We start from the raw sequence: 17,364 nt of genomic DNA, 5'->3' as shown, positions 1-17,364 counted from the left end.
CAATTTTATAAATTCCTTTTCTCTGTTATATAAATTATTATAAAAAAATTATTATCTAAATTTTAATGCACAAATATATTAGAAAATCATAAATGTCTCATCCTTCTCTCTTATAAATCCTGTATCTACATCATAGTAGTCCTTAAGAGCTACTTCAGGAAGTACAAATATACCATATCTATCCTCAAAACTTCTATATGTTTTATTAGGGACAGATATAAAATAACTATTAAGTTGATTCTTTATCTTTAAATATTCTTCCCTTCTTTTTTCATAATCTTTTATTGATAATATTTCAAAATATTTCTCTAATGTTTTAACCGCCTCATCGTCTACCTCTACAAACACATCTATATATGTAGGGTTGTTTTCAATTAAGGAAAACCTGCTTATTGGATATTTATAATCCCCCGTAAAGATAAGCCTCTTTATAGACTCTATATAACCGTTTGAAACATCCTTCTGCTTATTTTTTATAACCTCTTTAAAATATTCATCTATCAGCTTATAATAATCCTTTTCATAGATAACCTGTTTATTCTCAATAAGTTCCTTTGTTATATTTACAGAGGTATTCCCATACACGTGCTTTGAAAAAAGTTCTCCCTTTTCATTTACCATTTTATATATATATACTTCCCCAACCTCTTTTTTGCCGTTTCTGTTACACCTTCCTGCACATTGAATAATTGAATCAAGTGGTGCTAAATCCCTTATTACTACATCAAAATCAAAGTCAACTCCTGCCTCAACAACTTGAGTTGAAATAAGTATAATCTTGTCCCCTCTCTTTAGCCTCTCTGATACCTCTTTTATCCTTTCCCTTCTATGCTTCGGCACAAGATTTGTTGAAAGATAATACACATCCCTATTTAAATCCTTTAGTCCACTAAATACCTCAATTGATTGATTTATTGTGTTGCATACAATTAAATAGGATTTATCTTCTATATTCTCTTTAAACTCCTCTATAAATTCTCCAACACTTTTCCCTTCAAGCCTTGGAATTAGTTTTGTCCTATTGAATAATGAAAAATACTTATCGCACCCCTCTAAAAGTTCAACAGCCCCATTTAATATTGCAGGTTTTGTTGCAGTCATCATTATTATTTTTACATCAAGATACTTAACAGCAAGGTTAAATATAAAATCAATTAGAGGATAGTATTTTATATCTATAGCCTGAACTTCATCTAAAAGAATTATTGAACCCCTTATGTTTACAAACTTTTTGAGCATTCTGTTTCTATTACCAATTAGTGTTTCAAGAAGCTGAACAAAGGTGGTAACTACAACACCACTTTCCCAAGTTTCTATAAGAAGCTCCTCTTGAGTTTTAGAGTAATCTCTGTTTTCATCTTGATATTCAACATCTGCCATACTGTGGTGCTTTATTAAATACCTTCCCTTTGAACTTTTATATTCATCAAATTTTGAAAATAGCTCCTCTATTACATCATAATTTTGGTCTATTATTGATGTAAAGGGAAGAGAATATATTATTCTTCTATTTTCGCCCAACAGTTCCCTTAGTTTCAATGCAGAAAAAAATCCTGCATAAGTCTTGCCTGTACCTGTTGGTGCTGTTATTGTAAACATACCTTTATCTTTATTTTTTTCTATGTTTTCAAGAACATTTTTAAATATACTACTTCTTATTCCATTTATATCCTGCTTACCCTTTATTTTTTCTTCCCTTTCCCTATTTAACCTATCAAATTCTATAACTCCAATAGCATCTAAAGCCCTTGTATTTGAGGCACTCAATTTATCTGCTGAAATTAGAGCAGAATAAAAATAAAGCAGATTAACATAGTGGATTTCACTCTCTTGCCTTTCAATTTTAAAATGGATTTTTCTAAGTTTCTTTAATATATCTAAAGCGTCCTCCTCTAAAAAATCATTAAAAATCTGCCCTAAACCCACCATTTGATAATCTTTATATATTTCATCTTTGTTTTTCTTTATATCCTCCATCTGCTTTTTAAATATGTTCATCTTATCAAGAACCCAAATATCCCCTTCATCTATTTTCTTGAAATTCTTGGGCAGGTGTTCAAGTGGAGTCTCTAAATTGCCGTGGTGATGTAAAATAGCAAGATAAACATATAAAGGGTACGGTTCCTTTAAAAAATTTAAGGCAACATATCCTCCAAAGATTGCAGATATAAAGCCGTGTTTTGAAAACTCCGATGTTTCTTTGTTAAATAAATGTCTTTGAAAATAGGTTGTGTATTTACCAAAATCGTGGCAAAGTGATATTATCCTATAAACCTCCCTATCTTCATCTCCAAACAATCCTTTATTTATATCATAAACTTCCTTTAAATGTTCAATTAGTAGTTTTTCTGGATGAGAATAAAATGGCATTTTACCCCTCCTAAAGATTAAGGGGACTTTATGTCCCCTACATAAATACTATATTTTCTCCATTTTGCAGTCTTAAAGCATCGCAATTTAACTTTACTTTAAGTGCCTTTCCTTCCTCCTCAAATATATATGTTGCAGCCTCCTTAATTAGCCTATCACTATAAAAGTCCCTTGGCATTCTCTCCCTTGCAAGTGTAAAATCTTCAAAGTTAAAATCTAATTTTTCTATAAAATCCTTATTTATTGGAGTTACAATCTCCTGAGTACCTTCTATATTTTCAGCCTCAAATTCCCCTACAAATTCAAAGGAGGCACTAAAGGGTGCGGCACCAAAGTAAATGGGATATTCACATCTTGATGTGGCTATTTTATCCTTTATTATTTTATATACTTCTTCATCTTTATGATTTAAATACACCCTGTACAAAACACTCCCATTTTGTGCCGCAATGACTTCAAAGGGCACCTGTGTATGATCCTTAACCTTATAAACATCCTTTGGATTTTCAATCTTCATATAGTTTAATGTCTGCATTATCTTTCTTGGTTTAAACATAATTCTAACAGATAAATTTAAGTTTTCACTGGAGAGCAATTCATAATAACTATCTCTTTCATATCCCATAATAGCTGCCACTATTCCCATAAGGGTGGTTCTTGGGGGGAGAAGGTAGGATAGGGAGGAGGAGTTTGTGTAAAACTTCCTAAAGTGTGCAAACCTTCCCTTCATATCAAAAACTAAAACCTTCATAGAATCACCCTACTTAACTTCAACAAGATTAAAATCTTTTAATGCTTCCTTTAAATCCACCCTACTTCCATTTACCATAAGTTCAAGTGAGCTGTCTGCGAAATAGAATATTCTGTTTATCTTATCCTTATTTTCATCAAGCTTTTCTACAAGTCTTGTAATATCAAGGCTTACTTCTTCTATATCCCTTATATTTTCAACCTTTTCATTTAAAGATATATAATCTCTAAAATCGCCAAGAATAGTGTGGCTGTCCTTGTATTCAACTCTTAAATAAAGCCTTGGATATTGACCAACCTTACTTCTTGTGGCAAGATTTACTATTGCATACTTCATAGCCTTATCTAAAAGTTGTAGGTCTTCTTCTGTTAGCTTAGTTTTTTCTGCTCTTTTACCTGATACAACACCAAAGAAAGCAATTAGAGAATATTTTACCCTATAATCCTTACCTATTGCACCTTGGCTGTTTCCTGTATCACTTGAAAAATGAGATGTAATGGAGCTTTCTAAAAGTTCTACCTTGTTTAAAGAATATCCCCAATTAAATTGAACTGGTCCAATGAAGGTTTTATTATCTGCCTTAACAGGCATTGTTGCCCCAAACATTCTAACATCAATTAAATTATTCAATATCCACTCATCTGTAAATTCCTTAAACTCCTTTGTTCTTCCCTCTGCATTTACTGTTTTACCATCAACTCCCCTTACAAATATGTCATAGCCTAAATCTAAAAGATAATCCCTTATGTATCTTTTTAGTCTTAAATCTGAAACAAGATTTACTTCCCTTTCATAGTCCATCCTTGGTCTATTTTCTTCATCTGGGTCTCCATTTGGATTACAAAGCTTTGCATCATATAAATATAAAATTTCATTATTGTTCATTTACATCATCCTCCTTTAAAAATGGTTTTACACTTGCATAGGAATATCCTGAAAGAATGTAGTATAGATTTTCATTTTTATTCAAAGTCCAGTTTGATAAATTTTTGTCAATAAGTCTTTTAAATTCATAATAAATACCTTCGTTATACACCCTTAGCGGCTTATCATTTGCCTTTTCTTGATTAAGTTTATTAAATACATCCGTTGACAATCGCATTAACTTTTGTTTATCTATACCATTGAAATTTATTTTATTTAGAATTGGCTTTTTATCCCCAAGTCTTTTTCTTTGTGCATTACCTATTTCACCTATTAAATACCCAAGTAAAAACAGTGCTGTTCTTTGTTCATCATACTTCATTGTTTCAATGTATTTCTTTAGGTCATCCTTTAAGGACAATTCCCTTACATCCATTCCTTCTCCCTCCTTTAAACAGCCAACTTTTTCAAGTACCTTTGTAAAAATCAATGTCTTATTTATATACGTCTCTACCCTTTGATAAAAGGATATATTGTATTCCTTAAAGCTTGAATCACCCTGTCTTCTAAATATGATTTGAGCTGCTCTGCAAAAGTCATTTATAAGCTTTTGTCTATCAAGGGATCTTGTTGATAAAATTGCATCATATATGTTAAGAATATTTCTATATTCAGTTGCCTCACCCTTGCTTTCACGTATTGGAACCATTGAATATATTGTGTTTAAGTTAAATTTTATATCTGGTATAAAATTATTTAGTTCACCACTTGAAGTTTTAATAGCACCTGCTAATCTTTTGAATATGCTTGGATTTACATCCTTAATAAACCTCTGTACCTTTGTGGATGCTTGATTTTTTGTATAGAAGATGAAGTTTAGAAGGAAGTAATGGTCACTATCTTCTAATGAAAGGGACATATCTATGTCTTCCCTCAAATCATCTATGGATTCTAAATTTTTTAATGTATCAAAGGAATTTTTTATTTTGTCCTTTACAAAGTCGAGGTCTTTAATATTTATTACATCACCATATATAAAATGGGGCAGAATATATACATTGAACTTAGCAAGCCTTGTATTTAAGTTATTCATAAGATATGTTTCACCTGCAAGAAGGCTATTTAGGCAGTTTTGACAAAGCTGTAGATTTCTATTATATTTACTTTTATTTAACTCACTAGCAAAAACTAATAGGTTAGTTGTATAAAATTTCAACTTTGTATTTGTCATATTCTTTTCCATATTTTCTATAACATTTTCACTACCACCACAAATATGACAAACACTCTTTTCTCCCTTTGATTTTTGGGATGTCTTTGGCTTTTTAGATTCGATTACTGCATTTTTATACTCATCATAATCAGTAAGAGGTTTTCCATCTATGCAAAGTACAAAAATACCAAAATCCTTTAGTTTCATATCATATTTATTCTTTATATAATCTTCTATTTTCTTTGTTAGAACATCTGAAAACTTACTACCCTTTTTCCCTTCTTTTATATGTTCTTGGTACTTTGCCTTTACATCAACATCTAAACCAAGCTTTTTTAAATCTATTACGTATTTAACATCCTTATCATTAATGTATATACAAAAATTTTCCAATATATATTTTATCTTTGAATTCAAGTATTCTCCTAAATCTATGCTTGTTAAGTTGTATATTGTCTGATTTAAAAAATATCCTAAACTACTGCTTGAAGCATACCATTGGATAGAATTTCCATATAATGAACCTACAAAGCAGTATTTATATGCAGTATCCCTGCTCATCTCTTCATTTACATCAATATCTATTTTTTGGTTTTTGGTATCAAAGTTTAGCTTAAAAACATATCTAACCTTACCCTTAACTTCTGGTTCAATTTCCTTTATTATATTTTCTAAAAGTCCCCTTTCCTTTAAGGCTGCCTGACCTAATTGAATAATACCCTCTATCAATCTATCACCTCCTATACTTCTTCTATACAACCAAACCCTTGTGAATTTTTACTGCCAAGTCCAGCCCCATAGGCAAACTGAAGTATTTCCTTTGGAGCATCTATTTTGAATACTCCATTCCAGCCCTTTATAACTGTGCCTTTATAAAGGACTATACTTTGCTTTACAGTTTCCTTAACTGGTGTAATCTTTATGTCTATATCCTTTAAATTAGTATCATAGTATGAATTGTATTTATATACTAAGTTTCTTTTTATTAACTCCTCAAACTCATCTTCAGATGGGTTATAGTAATAGGTCTTTTTTCTTCCATCCTTCTCAAAGGTACTATAAACAGTAATTGGAGATTTTGTAACAAATACATTTCCATCAAACTTTGGATAGATGTATCTTATATTTTTTACCTTTACTTCACTACCAATAATGTTTATAGAACCATTTTCTATATAGTTTTCTACAACATATCTTAAAAACTCATCATCTACCGATGAAATCAAAAACTTTGCAGAATCTTGAAAAATTATTCTCTTATTTTTATTATCTAATCTAAATTTTCCATTCAGCCTTGAAAAGGTATATAATTTATATCTTCTGTTGTTATACTCATATCCCTTATCGTGAATAAACTTTGCATAGTTTTCATCGTTAATCCATTTTAAAATTACTGCCTGCATAATATGGTTGTAGTGGATAGGAAGATTGAGTTCATTAAATTCAAGATTGAGTTCTATTCTCATAAGACACCTCTTTTTGTTAAAGTTTGTTAATATATACTTCTATATTTTTCTTAAAATTCCTGCTACAATTTTATAATAATCCTTTCCTATCCTATTTTTATTGCACTAAATAATTAAATTTTGTGGGTTTTTATCAAGCCCCATAACTTCTCTACTTGAATATTTTAGGCTGTTGAATTTATATATTATAACTGAATCAGCTTCTTTTTTTATTATTCTATTTAGCTCCATTTGCAACTTCTTTAAATTTGCCTCAGTTATATCACCTTCAAACACTGAATTTTGAACCCAAGTTAGATATTCTCTACACTTCTTTAAAACCTTTGCAACTCTTTTTTCTTCAACATCATAAACAAGTATTACAAACATATATATCACCACCTTGCAACAAATGGCTTATATTCTTCATCTTGTGTTATATGCTTTTGTATTTTATAAAGCTCCATTCTTATTAATCTTCTATGGCTCACCGTTTGATTTAACTTAGGATGATTTATTGTTACATCTAATTTGTTTTGGAATTCTTGGACAAATATCCTTCTTCCCTTTTCATTTAAAATAATTCCATTTAGCTGTTCATCAAAATCATCTTCTGTTATTTGATTTCTGTTTAACAGAGAAAATATTAGCCTGTCTACTATAGTAGGTTTAAATATTTCTGCTATGTCAAGATTTAGGGTAAACCTTCTGTTATTAGTTGAATGAAGATATCCTATACTGGGATTAAGCTGGGTATGATATATTTCGGATAACACTGCAGAATAAAGAAGTGAGTTACCAAAACTTATTAGTGCATTTAATCTATTAAGAGGTGGGCGTTTGCTTCTTTTTTCAAATACAAATTCAGGTTTATTTATTATATTATCAAAGCAGGAATAGTAAACTTCTCTTATATTACCCTCTACTGCCATTACTTCTTCTATACTCTGTGATTTTTCTAAATCTTGTTTTTTATCTGCTATCTCATTTATTTCATCTTCTATTTCAACACCCCTCGACTTATAATATCTCAATACAACGAGCATATTTGAAAAGGCACCATCTATTATTTTTTTAGCTATATCCAATCTTTTTTCATAATCCATATAGTATTCTGCTTGCTTTAAGAGTACATATCCTGAATTTAGGTGTTCTCTTGGATAGAAACTACCTACATAATATCCATAGTAATTAAAAAAGTGTAGCAATATTTCCTTTTGAGCAGCAAATTCTAAAAACCTCTTATTAACATCAACTTCTCCAAATATCCATATATTATTTATTTCTTCTACAGGTAAATATTTTTTGGTGTCTTGTGTTTCAAAATATAAGGTATTGTCCTTTCTTTTTAATTCGCCATTTGAAAATATGTATATATCCTTATTCATCTAATCACTCCTATGCATAACAATATTCTCTATAGGCACAGTTTTTGCAATAAACACATTCTTCAACTTTTGGAGGAAGTGGGGATTCGATTATATTTATTATTTCCTCCTCCATCTTCTTTAACTTTATTATATTTTCATCTGTGAGTTCAACTTCTACACGTCTTCTTTCTTCTGGGTATTGTAAAACACCCTTTGCATCAATTCCTGCCTCATTTAATATTTTTAAGTAATAGAGAAGTTGCCATTTTGAAGCCTCTAAAAATTTAGAGGATTTTTTTGTTTCACCTATTATTAGCTTATTTTGGTTCTGATACATAACATCAAATACTACATTACCAAAACGTATTTCTTTCTCGTTTCTCCTGTAGTAGTTTTCGTGTATAAACCTTCCTATATCAATGTTTTCATCATCTTGATTTGGAAGTATACCGTGGGAAATTAAGTATACTTCCCTCTTACAAATGTTGTAGTACCAAATCAAAGTTCCATTTACATCCATTACATCACTCCCTTTTGTAAAACTTAAGCTCCAAAGTAAAGTATTACCTTTACTTTGGAGCTTTAAACCTCATAGGTAGGCTATAAACTCAGCCCATTGACCCAAAACATATGCTATCATTGAATGTTTCAATCCCTTATAGGTAGGCTATAAACATATAAAATAGACCCAGAGATACAGTATATTTTAGAGTTTCAATCCCTTATAGGTAGGCTATAAACCATTACTACTTCCACCAAGGGTTAAAGTATTACCTTGTTTCAATCCCTTATAGGTAGGCTATAAACCCTGTTGTAATTTTACTTGCATTTATGTATTCACTTGTGTTTCAATCCCTTATAGGTAGGCTATAAACTATTTAGGTTGACCTAATATACCTTTGTCTATAAAAAGTTTCAATCCCTTATAGGTAGGCTATAAACTATGACAACTTTAGCCTCTCTTATAGACATGACTTTGTTTCAATCCCTTATAGGTAGGCTATAAACCAGAAGTTGCAGATACTTTTCAGTATTTATGTACTACATGTTTCAATCCCTTATAGGTAGGCTATAAACTAACTTTTTATTAGGTATTGTTTCTAATTTGGAAAAGTTTCAATCCCTTATAGGTAGGCTATAAACTGTTGTGGGTTTAACACTCTCTCCTTAGCGTGTAGGGTTTCAATCCCTTATAGGTAGGCTATAAACTGAATTTGGGGGATATATAGCAGGGAGAGAAGGTTTGGTTTCAATCCCTTATAGGTAGGCTATAAACGCAGAAGAAAAAGCAGATGTAAAACTTGAGGCACTCAAGTTTCAATCCCTTATAGGTAGGCTATAAACATTGAATATTGAGCAAATTTTTTGTATCTCTGAAACTGGTTTCAATCCCTTATAGGTAGGCTATAAACAAGCGGTATCAATAATAGGTTTAAAAATGTTAGAAGAGTTTCAATCCCTTATAGGTAGGCTATAAACTTTGAGTTCAGGTGAAAGAGTGGAGCCATCGTCAAAGTTTCAATCCCTTATAGGTAGGCTATAAACGCATAAATAAATTAATACAAATAAGCAAAGGGGGAAAAGTTTCAATCCCTTATATTTTCGTAATAAAAAAGTAACTTTGTAGGTTTTTCAAGGGTTTGAGGCTGCTGTCGACCCCCCGGGTTTTTTGCAGGATTGGGGGTCGACAGCAAAAAAACTGTGGATTATATGTTCCACAGTTTAATATCTTCTAAAATTAATGTGTCTAAAAATATGCACATTAGTTATTGAGCCATCTTCATTTGTTATGCTCTTATACTCTCTTTTGCTTGTTGCATATATAGGAACAAAACCCTTCTCCTTTGCCCATTGTACCATATGATTTGTCGCTCCAAAATCACCCTGGATTAATATATAATCACCCTGCTTTGCATTGTCTATTATAAAACGCTTAAATTTATCTATAATATATATAGGCAGTTCTCCTTCTGGTGGTATATTTGACCATATATACTGTAGTTCCTGTGGAAGATATATAAATTCTTCCACCTTAAGTTCATCCTCGGCTTCTCTTATTTGTTCATCTGTTAGTTTGTGGGAAAAAAGTAGTATCAGCTTCATTCTAAGTCCTCCATTGCCCCCTTATTGTTTAAGTATTCATCATATACTTCCTTTAATTCATTATATTTTAAACCTAATTCACTTTTTAATTTGGATACATCCTTCCTTTTATCTGGATCTGTAAATCCAAAATGGTTTATATCATTTCTTGAAACTGATATTGCATCTGCAACTTTAAATATTTCCTTTGGTGTATTTTTTAATATTTCTCTAACCTTTTCCTTGTATTCTTCCTTTACAATCCATTTACTTTCATCGTCTTTATATTTATATACCGCCATTGCCTTTGCTGCAATTTCTTCTCTTATGTCTTTATCTGAATCATCTAAATCATTTAAAACACATATAAATGTCTTTATTGTTTCATCTAATGCTGTATATCCCTGTTGTATTAAATTGTTTTGAATACACCATTCAACAAATGCCATTCCAGTTGATAAATTATCATTACAATCAAAAATTTTAGATTTTTTCTCAACCAATTTGAGTAGTTCAGAAATAGTTGGATAAATTTGCTTTTCCCTTATTGTATTTAGACTTTCTATCATATCCTTATATGCTGCGTAAACTGATTTTTGTGGGTTGTCAAGTACAATGCCTTTACAAGTATTTATTGCATCTGTAAATGTATTTAACTTTTTAGCAAAATTATAGACTTCCCTATACTTTTCATCATACTTCTTTTCCCTATTTACAAAGTCAAGTATCTGCCTGCTGTCACCAAACTTAACAAAGGAATTTATTGCATAGGACCACTCTAACAACCTATCAAACTCCTTAAGCTCAAACACAGGAGCAACTCCATCTTTATCTCTTGCTTCAAACGCACCATAATATATTCCAAGCATGTTTATATCCTTCATTACTTTTGCATAGTTTAAAACAACAAGTGCAAGCATTGGAATTGAACGGAAACTGTGGGTTATATCAAATATAACCTCATCATCATCATTTATACAATCCATCATTACATTAAATATTTCCCATATCTCGTCAACATTCTTTCCTTCTGGTATAGATTTATCTACAATTTTAACTTTATAGTTTTTATTTTGAAGTTCATTCTTTAAACCTATAAAAGTTTTTTTGTTTCTTCTTATTATTATCTCCTCTGGGCTTTTTTCATCCCTTGATACTTCAACAAATCTCTCTGAATCCTCCCAGTTTTTATTTCTTGAAGCATTGGTTAGAAATATAATAACCTCATCATCTTCTGTCCATTCTCTGCATAAGTCCTCCACTAAAGCTGTTTGTATAAACCTACTTTTTACTTCAGCACCCTTTGGGCATTTATATGTACATTCAGTATATTCCCCTGTTCCTAAAAAGCTTAAAAATTTCCTTGCCATTTTATCTCTCCTCTCACAAATCTTTATACTTATTGTATATCAAACTTATTTAATTTTTAATGCATAAAAATTTATATTAGTCTAATCTGTTCTACCTCTTCCACTCTGAAGGACTTAACATCCTTCCTTTCGGTTACATATTCTTCTTCATATTCGCCAAATAGAAGCGGGGATTTTGGATTATGGGCTCTATAGTTTTCCTCTGCCTTAGGCTTGTTTATATTTGCATAACAATACAAGCAACCGTGAGCACAGGTGTCATATTGACCAATGTCAATACATTCGTGGCAAAGACAAGCACTTCTGTTACCATCCCTCTTTAGATTCTTAAGCTTATATCCTACTATTTTTTCAATAAGTTCTCCATCTACGCACCTTCCGTGCTCTATGCCAAATTTACTTAAATCTATCTCCTCTCCACAGGTTTCAATCTTTAACCCATATCCTCCTGCAACATTTGAAAAGTAATCTGATATTTCATATATATCCTCCTCTGTCATCTCCTTAAGTTCTATCCCCTTCATATTCCTTGAAACCTTTTTATAGTCATCTAAAAAGCTTATTATAACCTTGTCTGTATATCCACTAACCCTTTGGCAAAGCTTTGAAAAGGCAGCTTTATGATAGTTTAATGTGTATTTATCTGTAAGAAGAATTGGATCGTATCTTAATATAACCTTTTCTTTACCAATCCTCTTTGAAAGCTCTATAAAGGTATCAACTATTTCTGATTTATTCCTTAAGTTTGGTTCAATGTCCTTTTTATATGGAGTTATTGTAAATTGGAAATAATATTTATAGTCCTTAAGTTCATCCAAATAGTTCATAAGAGGCTTTGAATCCTTTGTCCAAAATACTATACAATCAACCACATCAGGCCTTATATTTATTTTGCTTATCTGTTTTGCATTAAAGGGATTTTTTACATATACATATCCTTCCTTCATTCTATTCAAAAACCATTCACTATAAAAGGCAGGTATATCTGTTCTACGACTAACACTTAAAATCAAGAATATCACCTCGTTTTAAAAAAATACATCAAGCTTTGATTTCTTGTCTAATATAAAGTTATTGTCCTTAAACTGTACCTTCTTTACATTAACAAGCTCTCCCATATTAATCCTGTTAAACAGCTCCTTTACTTCATCTACAACATCATTCTCTAACTTTATCCAAAAATCTCTATCTGTAACACTTCCATCACAGATACAAAAACTATTATTCTTGAAGGACTTCTTTTTAACTATACCTTTAATGTTGTATCTTTTGCCTACCTCAAAATTACCTTCTACTACTTCCTTTATTGTAAAATAGCTCTGTTTGTTTTTACAAACTCTATACTTCATAAGGCCATCTGTTCTTAAAACTAAATAATTAAAGGGTACATATTCCTTATACCTGTTTTTGTGCAATCCCCTTTCATTTAAAAAGCTAATAAGTTCAGGCTTTTTTATAGGCATACTATAGGTTGTAAAACAAGCACAGTTTATATTTTGTCTTTCTTCCCATATTGAAAGGCACGGTGAAAATAAATTGTAAATACCTTCGTTTACTAACCTATTTCTTAATAATTTCATATCCCTGCACTCTTCTTTGCTTCCAGGTTCTATTATTATAATTGAACCATCGTATAAAAGATTGTTTTTAAGTTTTGATAAAAATTCAAATGCATCAAAATCATCATTATGCTCAAAATGGTTTATAAAGTTGCTCATACTAATAACATCAAATTTGTAATTCTCTATTAAATTTTCTTTGCTATTTACTTCGCATAATTTGAAATTTACTTTTATACTTAAATTTTTAGGAAGAAAATCCTTTAATTTGTTTATTATAGATTTTGCGTATTCTAAAAACTTCTTTTGTGAGTCAACAAGAACAAATTCTATATTAAATTTTTGTTCACTAAACTTTTCTGCCAAAACCTTATAAAGTTCAATAACTCCAATGGGAAGTGAACCTGGCCCTGTTCCTATATCTAATATTTTTATATTGGTTTTTAATTCTCCTAAAGTTGCAAGATCTATCAAAGGTGCCCATACTTTATATATGTTGTTCGGAAGGTAGTACCAAAGATAAGTTAAATATTTGTTGCTGTAATCTGTTTTTTGTATAAGACTGTACATACTTTCTATATTTTGTATTACATCTAAAACTACATTTTTATCTATTCTACTTAGGCTTGAGAAAATGTCATTATTTGTTCTTACAAGTCCTATTTCCTTATAAATTAAATCAACTATTATATTTTGTAAATAGATGGGGAAGCTCTTTTCCCCATCCTTTATGCCAAACAATTCCTTTATCTCATCGTTTTCAAATTGCATTTTGCCCTGATTTATATACATATCATCCCACCCTTTAGGATATTTTCTTATTATCTGCAAGCCACTTTGCAAAATTGAAAGTATTAATTATATAATCTTGAACACCCTTTTTACCTTTATACTTTTCTAATAGTTTTACTGCCTTATCGTATTCCCCATTTAAAATATAGAGTCTTGCAAGCTTTTCCTCTATGTAATTCTTATGTGTTTTTTTATTTACCTCTACCCAGTTAAGCTTTATTGCATATTCAAAGCAGGTTTTTGACTTTTGAACATATTTTTGTTGTTCTTCCCTTGATACATTCGTTCCTCTATTACATATATACATACCCATATAAGTAATACCAAACCAGTAGAGGACTTCTATGGGTTCATTTGTCCAGTTTTTGTAGGTTTCTCTAATTTTGTATTCAAAAGTTTCATTAAAAATACTTTCTACTCCTTCACCATATTGGAGTTCAAAACATTTTGAAAGATAAGTATATGCCTTTTTAATATTGTCTTTATAATAGTTACTTGAAATATTTCCATTTCCATTAACTAAATTTCTAAACTTATTAAAATCCAATTTAACCTTATCTGCATAATGGGAACCTAAGGTATAATAAGATTTTAAGTATTCATTTCTAAATTTCTTTCTTTCATACTCATCTTTCATTGCTTCATAAACTTTAATTGCACTAAGTAAACACTCTACTCCTTCCTTTTGGTATTTTATAACATAGTTTTTATTTAAATCTACATTCTGATTATTATCTTCCTCATTGCGAAATACCATTTTAGATTTATCTACATAAAGGTAACCAAGCCTATATAAATTTTTTATTCTTGATTCATCCCTTTTCAAAACTTCCTTGTAATATCTTTCAGCTTCAAAAAAAGATTCTTTTATATTTTGGGAATTATCAGCTCTATAATTTAAGCAATCTAAAACATATTGATATTTAATAAAACCTAAACCATCAAGGTATCTTACTTCATTATCTTTATCTATTTCAATACATCTTTTATACAGTATTTCCGCAGTTTCTCTATACTCTGCAAGTTTCTCAAGTGGTTCTTTTCTTTTTTCTTTATCCTTTAAGATTTTTTTGTCTATTTTTCCTAAAAATCCTAATTGAGTTGCTGCAAAGGCTACTTCAGACAAATATTCTGCATCATTCCATTTATCTGAATTTCTTGCTTCCTGCAATGAACCTAATGTATTATATAAACCTTCCCAATCATTCTCCCTCTTAAGTTCTTCTATTGTTTTATCATTTTTCATTATTTTTGTTTTATTTAAACTTCTATTTAAATTGCTTCTATCATTTTCATCTAAAAATATCATATAGGGCATACGATCATCTTTTTTTATTACTCCATTTCTAACTAACAAACCGTACAACTCTGCATTAAACTCACTATTTTTATGCTTCAATTCCTTCTTTTTATTTTCAAATTCTATTCTTAATCTACCATTAACTATACTTAACCTTTTAAATGAACAGCAATATACATTGGTATCTGATGCATATTTGCCTATATAATATAAAACTACCCATTTTGCTTTTAGATTTTTTATTATATCTCCAAACATATCTATTACTATTTTAGTGTTTTGCTTGCTTAGTTGATAAAAGTTGGAATTAAAATTAAAATCATCAAATACCCTTAAAATTATGTAATGCATAATTATTCCTCCTATCTTTATATGTTAAAGATTCTTTATATACAAATCATTTCCTTTTTAAAATATCAAATTTATATATTATTTTTATTGCACAAAAAAATGAGTAAACAAAAAGTGTCTAACACCTTTTGTTTACTCATTGTCTAATCTATCTCTACCATCTCTTGATTTTTATTATAACCTTTTTTGGATATTGCTGCACATTCCCTCTCATAATCTGCGTGGTTTGTCCAAATTTCAAATATCTTTATCTCATCATTATTAAAGTCATAGTCCCATAAACACCTAAATACAAGTTCTCCATTTGAATCTCCTTTATATAAATATGGCTTATCAAATCCCCATTCTTTATTATGCATTATTTCTCCTATAATATTTTTCCCTTTATTTCCATCCCTATAAAAACTTTTTACTTTGCTTATTAAATTTAAAAGATTAGCTTGTATATGATTTCTGTATTTTGCGTCATCAAACATATAAATTAAATCCCTTGAAACCAGCTTTCTTGTAAATAAATAATCTTTTAAGATAAATTCTCCATAGGCATTTAGAGAAACAAGTTGGTCATTATCATCTGAAACCCTTTCAAAGAAAAATGAATTCTCATTTATAAAAATTTTGTCTTTTTCTTCTAAATCTGAAAAATATACTATTTCATCTTTTAATAACTTAATTAATAAGTCCCTCTTTTTTAATATCCATTCTATATCTATCTTAACAGGCATTGGTGGTATCTTTATTAAAACTTGATTTTCCTCATATAAATATCCAGTTTCATACCCATAGAAGGAGCCTACGACATACCCTAAATATGTCATCAATTTATATCCTCCAATTGGAGCAAAAAATGTATATTCTTTATATGATTGTACCAATTCCCTTGATAATTTTTCCATAAAATCCCCTAAATTTTCTCTAAGCTTTCTACTATTTGATACATCTAAATTTTCCACCTCCACAAGCTTTACCTTTGTGTTAAATTGCTGTTCTATTATTTTTTTATTTATTTCTGCTGCTAAACAGCCATCCTTTGTATCGGTATGAAGAATAGTCACATCAAATTGTTCACTTAAATGCCCTGCCTTTTTAAGCTCATTTATTACTGAAAACTCTGCACTTATTCTTTTGTAATATCCCTCATCTACAGGGAATTGTCTATCCTTGCACTTTTTTATAGCATCCTCTAAGGTAACTTGTCCTCTTTTTAATAAAATATTTAGTTCACTAATATCCACAGCCATTTCTTTTAAATAGTTGTTATAGCCAAATACAGATGTTCCACCTGTAATTATAACTTTATTAAATTTAGCTTTATTCTCATTTTGGGACACTATTTTCCCCTCCTTGTTATGTAGATTTCTATATAATAATTTTCTACATAAAAGCCTATTTTCCTTTGAAATTCAAATTACAGACTCTTATTCTATTATATGTAAAAAATAGCCCCTCAATTGGAGCTATATATCCCTTCAAACAGGTCATATTCATTTCTACAGGCTGCATACCCTGAATTCATGTGGTCAATTAATGACTGCGTGACAATCCCTTCAAACAGGTCATATTCATTTCTACCAAAAGATAGCTAACATCTTCAAGACGAAGACAAAAGAAATGTGACAATCCCTTCAAACAGGTCATATTCATTTCTACACGGTATATACATACCGTAATAACAACACGATCTTTTATGTGACAATCCCTTCAAACAGGTCATATTCATTTCTACTCTATAAAGCTGTTGGTTGGAATGGTAAAGAAGAATTGTGACAATCCCTTCAAACAGGTCATATTCATTTCTACAGCACCCTTTTTGATCCCTTGAAAAATCTGGGCTGAAGGAGGCTATTTTTAAAACCCCCAAAAAAGTTGTTAATTTAGCTGTTAAATTAAGTCTTAT

The 17,364-nt window shown here is 30.2% G+C and carries 14 protein-coding genes and 2 CRISPR repeat arrays; all 14 genes read right to left on the bottom strand.

Annotation, left to right across the window (positions count from 1 at the left end; translation table 11 throughout):
• Positions 1–78 precede the first annotated feature (78 nt).
• The 14 genes from cas3 to JG776_RS08515 all read right to left on the bottom strand — a co-directional run bounded on the left by cas3 (position 79) and on the right by JG776_RS08515 (position 16,798).
• On the bottom strand, positions 79–2,370 hold the full coding sequence (gene cas3 / locus JG776_RS08580; RefSeq protein ID WP_291966598.1) for a CRISPR-associated helicase Cas3': 2,292 nt from the start codon (positions 2,368–2,370) through the stop codon (positions 79–81).
• Between the two features lie 37 nt (positions 2,371–2,407).
• A complete protein-coding gene (gene cas5b, locus JG776_RS08575) occupies positions 2,408–3,121 on the bottom strand; it encodes a type I-B CRISPR-associated protein Cas5b (RefSeq protein ID WP_291966596.1) in 714 nt (237 codons plus the stop codon).
• 9 nt (positions 3,122–3,130) lie between these two features.
• The gene (cas7b, locus tag JG776_RS08570; RefSeq protein WP_291966595.1) at positions 3,131–4,006 is read right to left on the bottom strand and encodes a type I-B CRISPR-associated protein Cas7/Csh2; all 876 of its coding nucleotides are present in this window, start codon (positions 4,004–4,006) and stop codon (positions 3,131–3,133) included.
• A complete protein-coding gene (locus tag JG776_RS08565; RefSeq protein WP_291966593.1) occupies positions 3,996–5,927 on the bottom strand; it encodes a TIGR02556 family CRISPR-associated protein in 1,932 nt (643 codons plus the stop codon). Before JG776_RS08565 ends, cas7b begins: the two co-directional genes overlap by 11 nt.
• An 11-nt stretch (positions 5,928–5,938) precedes the next feature.
• Positions 5,939–6,664 carry a CRISPR-associated endoribonuclease Cas6 gene (gene cas6 / locus JG776_RS08560; RefSeq protein ID WP_291966591.1) on the bottom strand — a complete coding sequence of 242 codons (726 nt, stop codon included), beginning with the start codon at positions 6,662–6,664 and terminating at the stop codon, positions 5,939–5,941.
• 105 nt (positions 6,665–6,769) lie between these two features.
• A complete protein-coding gene (cas2, locus tag JG776_RS08555) occupies positions 6,770–7,033 on the bottom strand; it encodes a CRISPR-associated endonuclease Cas2 (RefSeq protein ID WP_291966589.1) in 264 nt (87 codons plus the stop codon).
• A gap of 5 nt (positions 7,034–7,038) precedes the next feature.
• Positions 7,039–8,031: a type I-B CRISPR-associated endonuclease Cas1b gene (gene cas1b / locus JG776_RS08550; RefSeq protein ID WP_291966587.1), complete on the bottom strand. Its 993-nt coding sequence runs from the start codon at positions 8,029–8,031 to the stop codon at positions 7,039–7,041.
• A 10-nt stretch (positions 8,032–8,041) separates the two neighbouring features.
• Positions 8,042–8,533 carry a CRISPR-associated protein Cas4 gene (gene cas4, locus JG776_RS08545; protein WP_291966585.1) on the bottom strand — a complete coding sequence of 164 codons (492 nt, stop codon included), beginning with the start codon at positions 8,531–8,533 and terminating at the stop codon, positions 8,042–8,044.
• A gap of 58 nt (positions 8,534–8,591) precedes the next feature.
• A CRISPR array of direct repeats spans positions 8,592–9,626; the repeat unit is 30 nt; unit sequence GTTTCAATCCCTTATAGGTAGGCTATAAAC.
• 109 nt (positions 9,627–9,735) lie between these two features.
• On the bottom strand, positions 9,736–10,116 hold the full coding sequence (gene csx20, locus JG776_RS08540) for a CRISPR-associated protein Csx20 (protein WP_291966583.1): 381 nt from the start codon (positions 10,114–10,116) through the stop codon (positions 9,736–9,738).
• Complete coding sequence (csx2, locus tag JG776_RS08535; protein WP_291966581.1) at positions 10,113–11,465, bottom strand: TIGR02221 family CRISPR-associated protein; 1,353 nt, start codon at positions 11,463–11,465, stop codon at positions 10,113–10,115. The genes csx20 and csx2 overlap by 4 nt, the downstream gene beginning before the upstream one ends.
• 71 nt (positions 11,466–11,536) lie before the next feature.
• A complete protein-coding gene (locus tag JG776_RS08530; RefSeq protein WP_366934199.1) occupies positions 11,537–12,487 on the bottom strand; it encodes a DUF1848 domain-containing protein in 951 nt (316 codons plus the stop codon).
• A 6-nt stretch (positions 12,488–12,493) separates the two neighbouring features.
• Positions 12,494–13,816, bottom strand: coding sequence for a methyltransferase domain-containing protein (locus JG776_RS08525; protein WP_291966577.1), 1,323 nt, complete (start codon positions 13,814–13,816; stop codon positions 12,494–12,496).
• 13 nt (positions 13,817–13,829) lie between these two features.
• The gene (locus JG776_RS08520; RefSeq protein WP_291966575.1) at positions 13,830–15,467 is read right to left on the bottom strand and encodes a hypothetical protein; all 1,638 of its coding nucleotides are present in this window, start codon (positions 15,465–15,467) and stop codon (positions 13,830–13,832) included.
• A 143-nt stretch (positions 15,468–15,610) separates the two neighbouring features.
• The gene (locus tag JG776_RS08515; protein WP_291966573.1) at positions 15,611–16,798 is read right to left on the bottom strand and encodes a hypothetical protein; all 1,188 of its coding nucleotides are present in this window, start codon (positions 16,796–16,798) and stop codon (positions 15,611–15,613) included.
• Between the two features lie 126 nt (positions 16,799–16,924).
• A CRISPR array of direct repeats spans positions 16,925–17,267; the repeat unit is 37 nt; unit sequence GTGACAATCCCTTCAAACAGGTCATATTCATTTCTAC.
• Positions 17,268–17,364 lie beyond the last annotated feature (97 nt).

This window comes from Caloramator sp. (assembly GCF_020054765.1).
In the GTDB taxonomy this organism is placed as follows: Bacteria; Bacillota; Clostridia; order Clostridiales; family Caloramatoraceae; genus Thermobrachium; species Thermobrachium proteoclasticum.
Note: the sequence above shows the minus strand (reverse complement) of the source record. Positions and strands in the feature narration are given on the sequence as shown.

Coding starts and splice junctions, on each gene's coding strand:
- cas3 (WP_291966598.1), bottom strand. CDS start 2,370: ATGCCATTTTATTCTCATCCAGAAAAACTACTAATTGAACATTTAAAG.
- cas7b (WP_291966595.1), bottom strand. CDS start 4,006: ATGAACAATAATGAAATTTTATATTTATATGATGCAAAGCTTTGTAAT.
- cas5b (WP_291966596.1), bottom strand. CDS start 3,121: ATGAAGGTTTTAGTTTTTGATATGAAGGGAAGGTTTGCACACTTTAGG.
- csx2 (WP_291966581.1), bottom strand. CDS start 11,465: ATGGCAAGGAAATTTTTAAGCTTTTTAGGAACAGGGGAATATACTGAA.
- cas4 (WP_291966585.1), bottom strand. CDS start 8,533: ATGGATGTAAATGGAACTTTGATTTGGTACTACAACATTTGTAAGAGG.
- csx20 (WP_291966583.1), bottom strand. CDS start 10,116: ATGAAGCTGATACTACTTTTTTCCCACAAACTAACAGATGAACAAATA.
- cas1b (WP_291966587.1), bottom strand. CDS start 8,031: ATGAATAAGGATATATACATATTTTCAAATGGCGAATTAAAAAGAAAG.
- cas6 (WP_291966591.1), bottom strand. CDS start 6,664: ATGAGAATAGAACTCAATCTTGAATTTAATGAACTCAATCTTCCTATC.
- JG776_RS08520 (WP_291966575.1), bottom strand. CDS start 15,467: ATGCATTACATAATTTTAAGGGTATTTGATGATTTTAATTTTAATTCC.
- cas2 (WP_291966589.1), bottom strand. CDS start 7,033: ATGTTTGTAATACTTGTTTATGATGTTGAAGAAAAAAGAGTTGCAAAG.
- JG776_RS08525 (WP_291966577.1), bottom strand. CDS start 13,816: ATGTATATAAATCAGGGCAAAATGCAATTTGAAAACGATGAGATAAAG.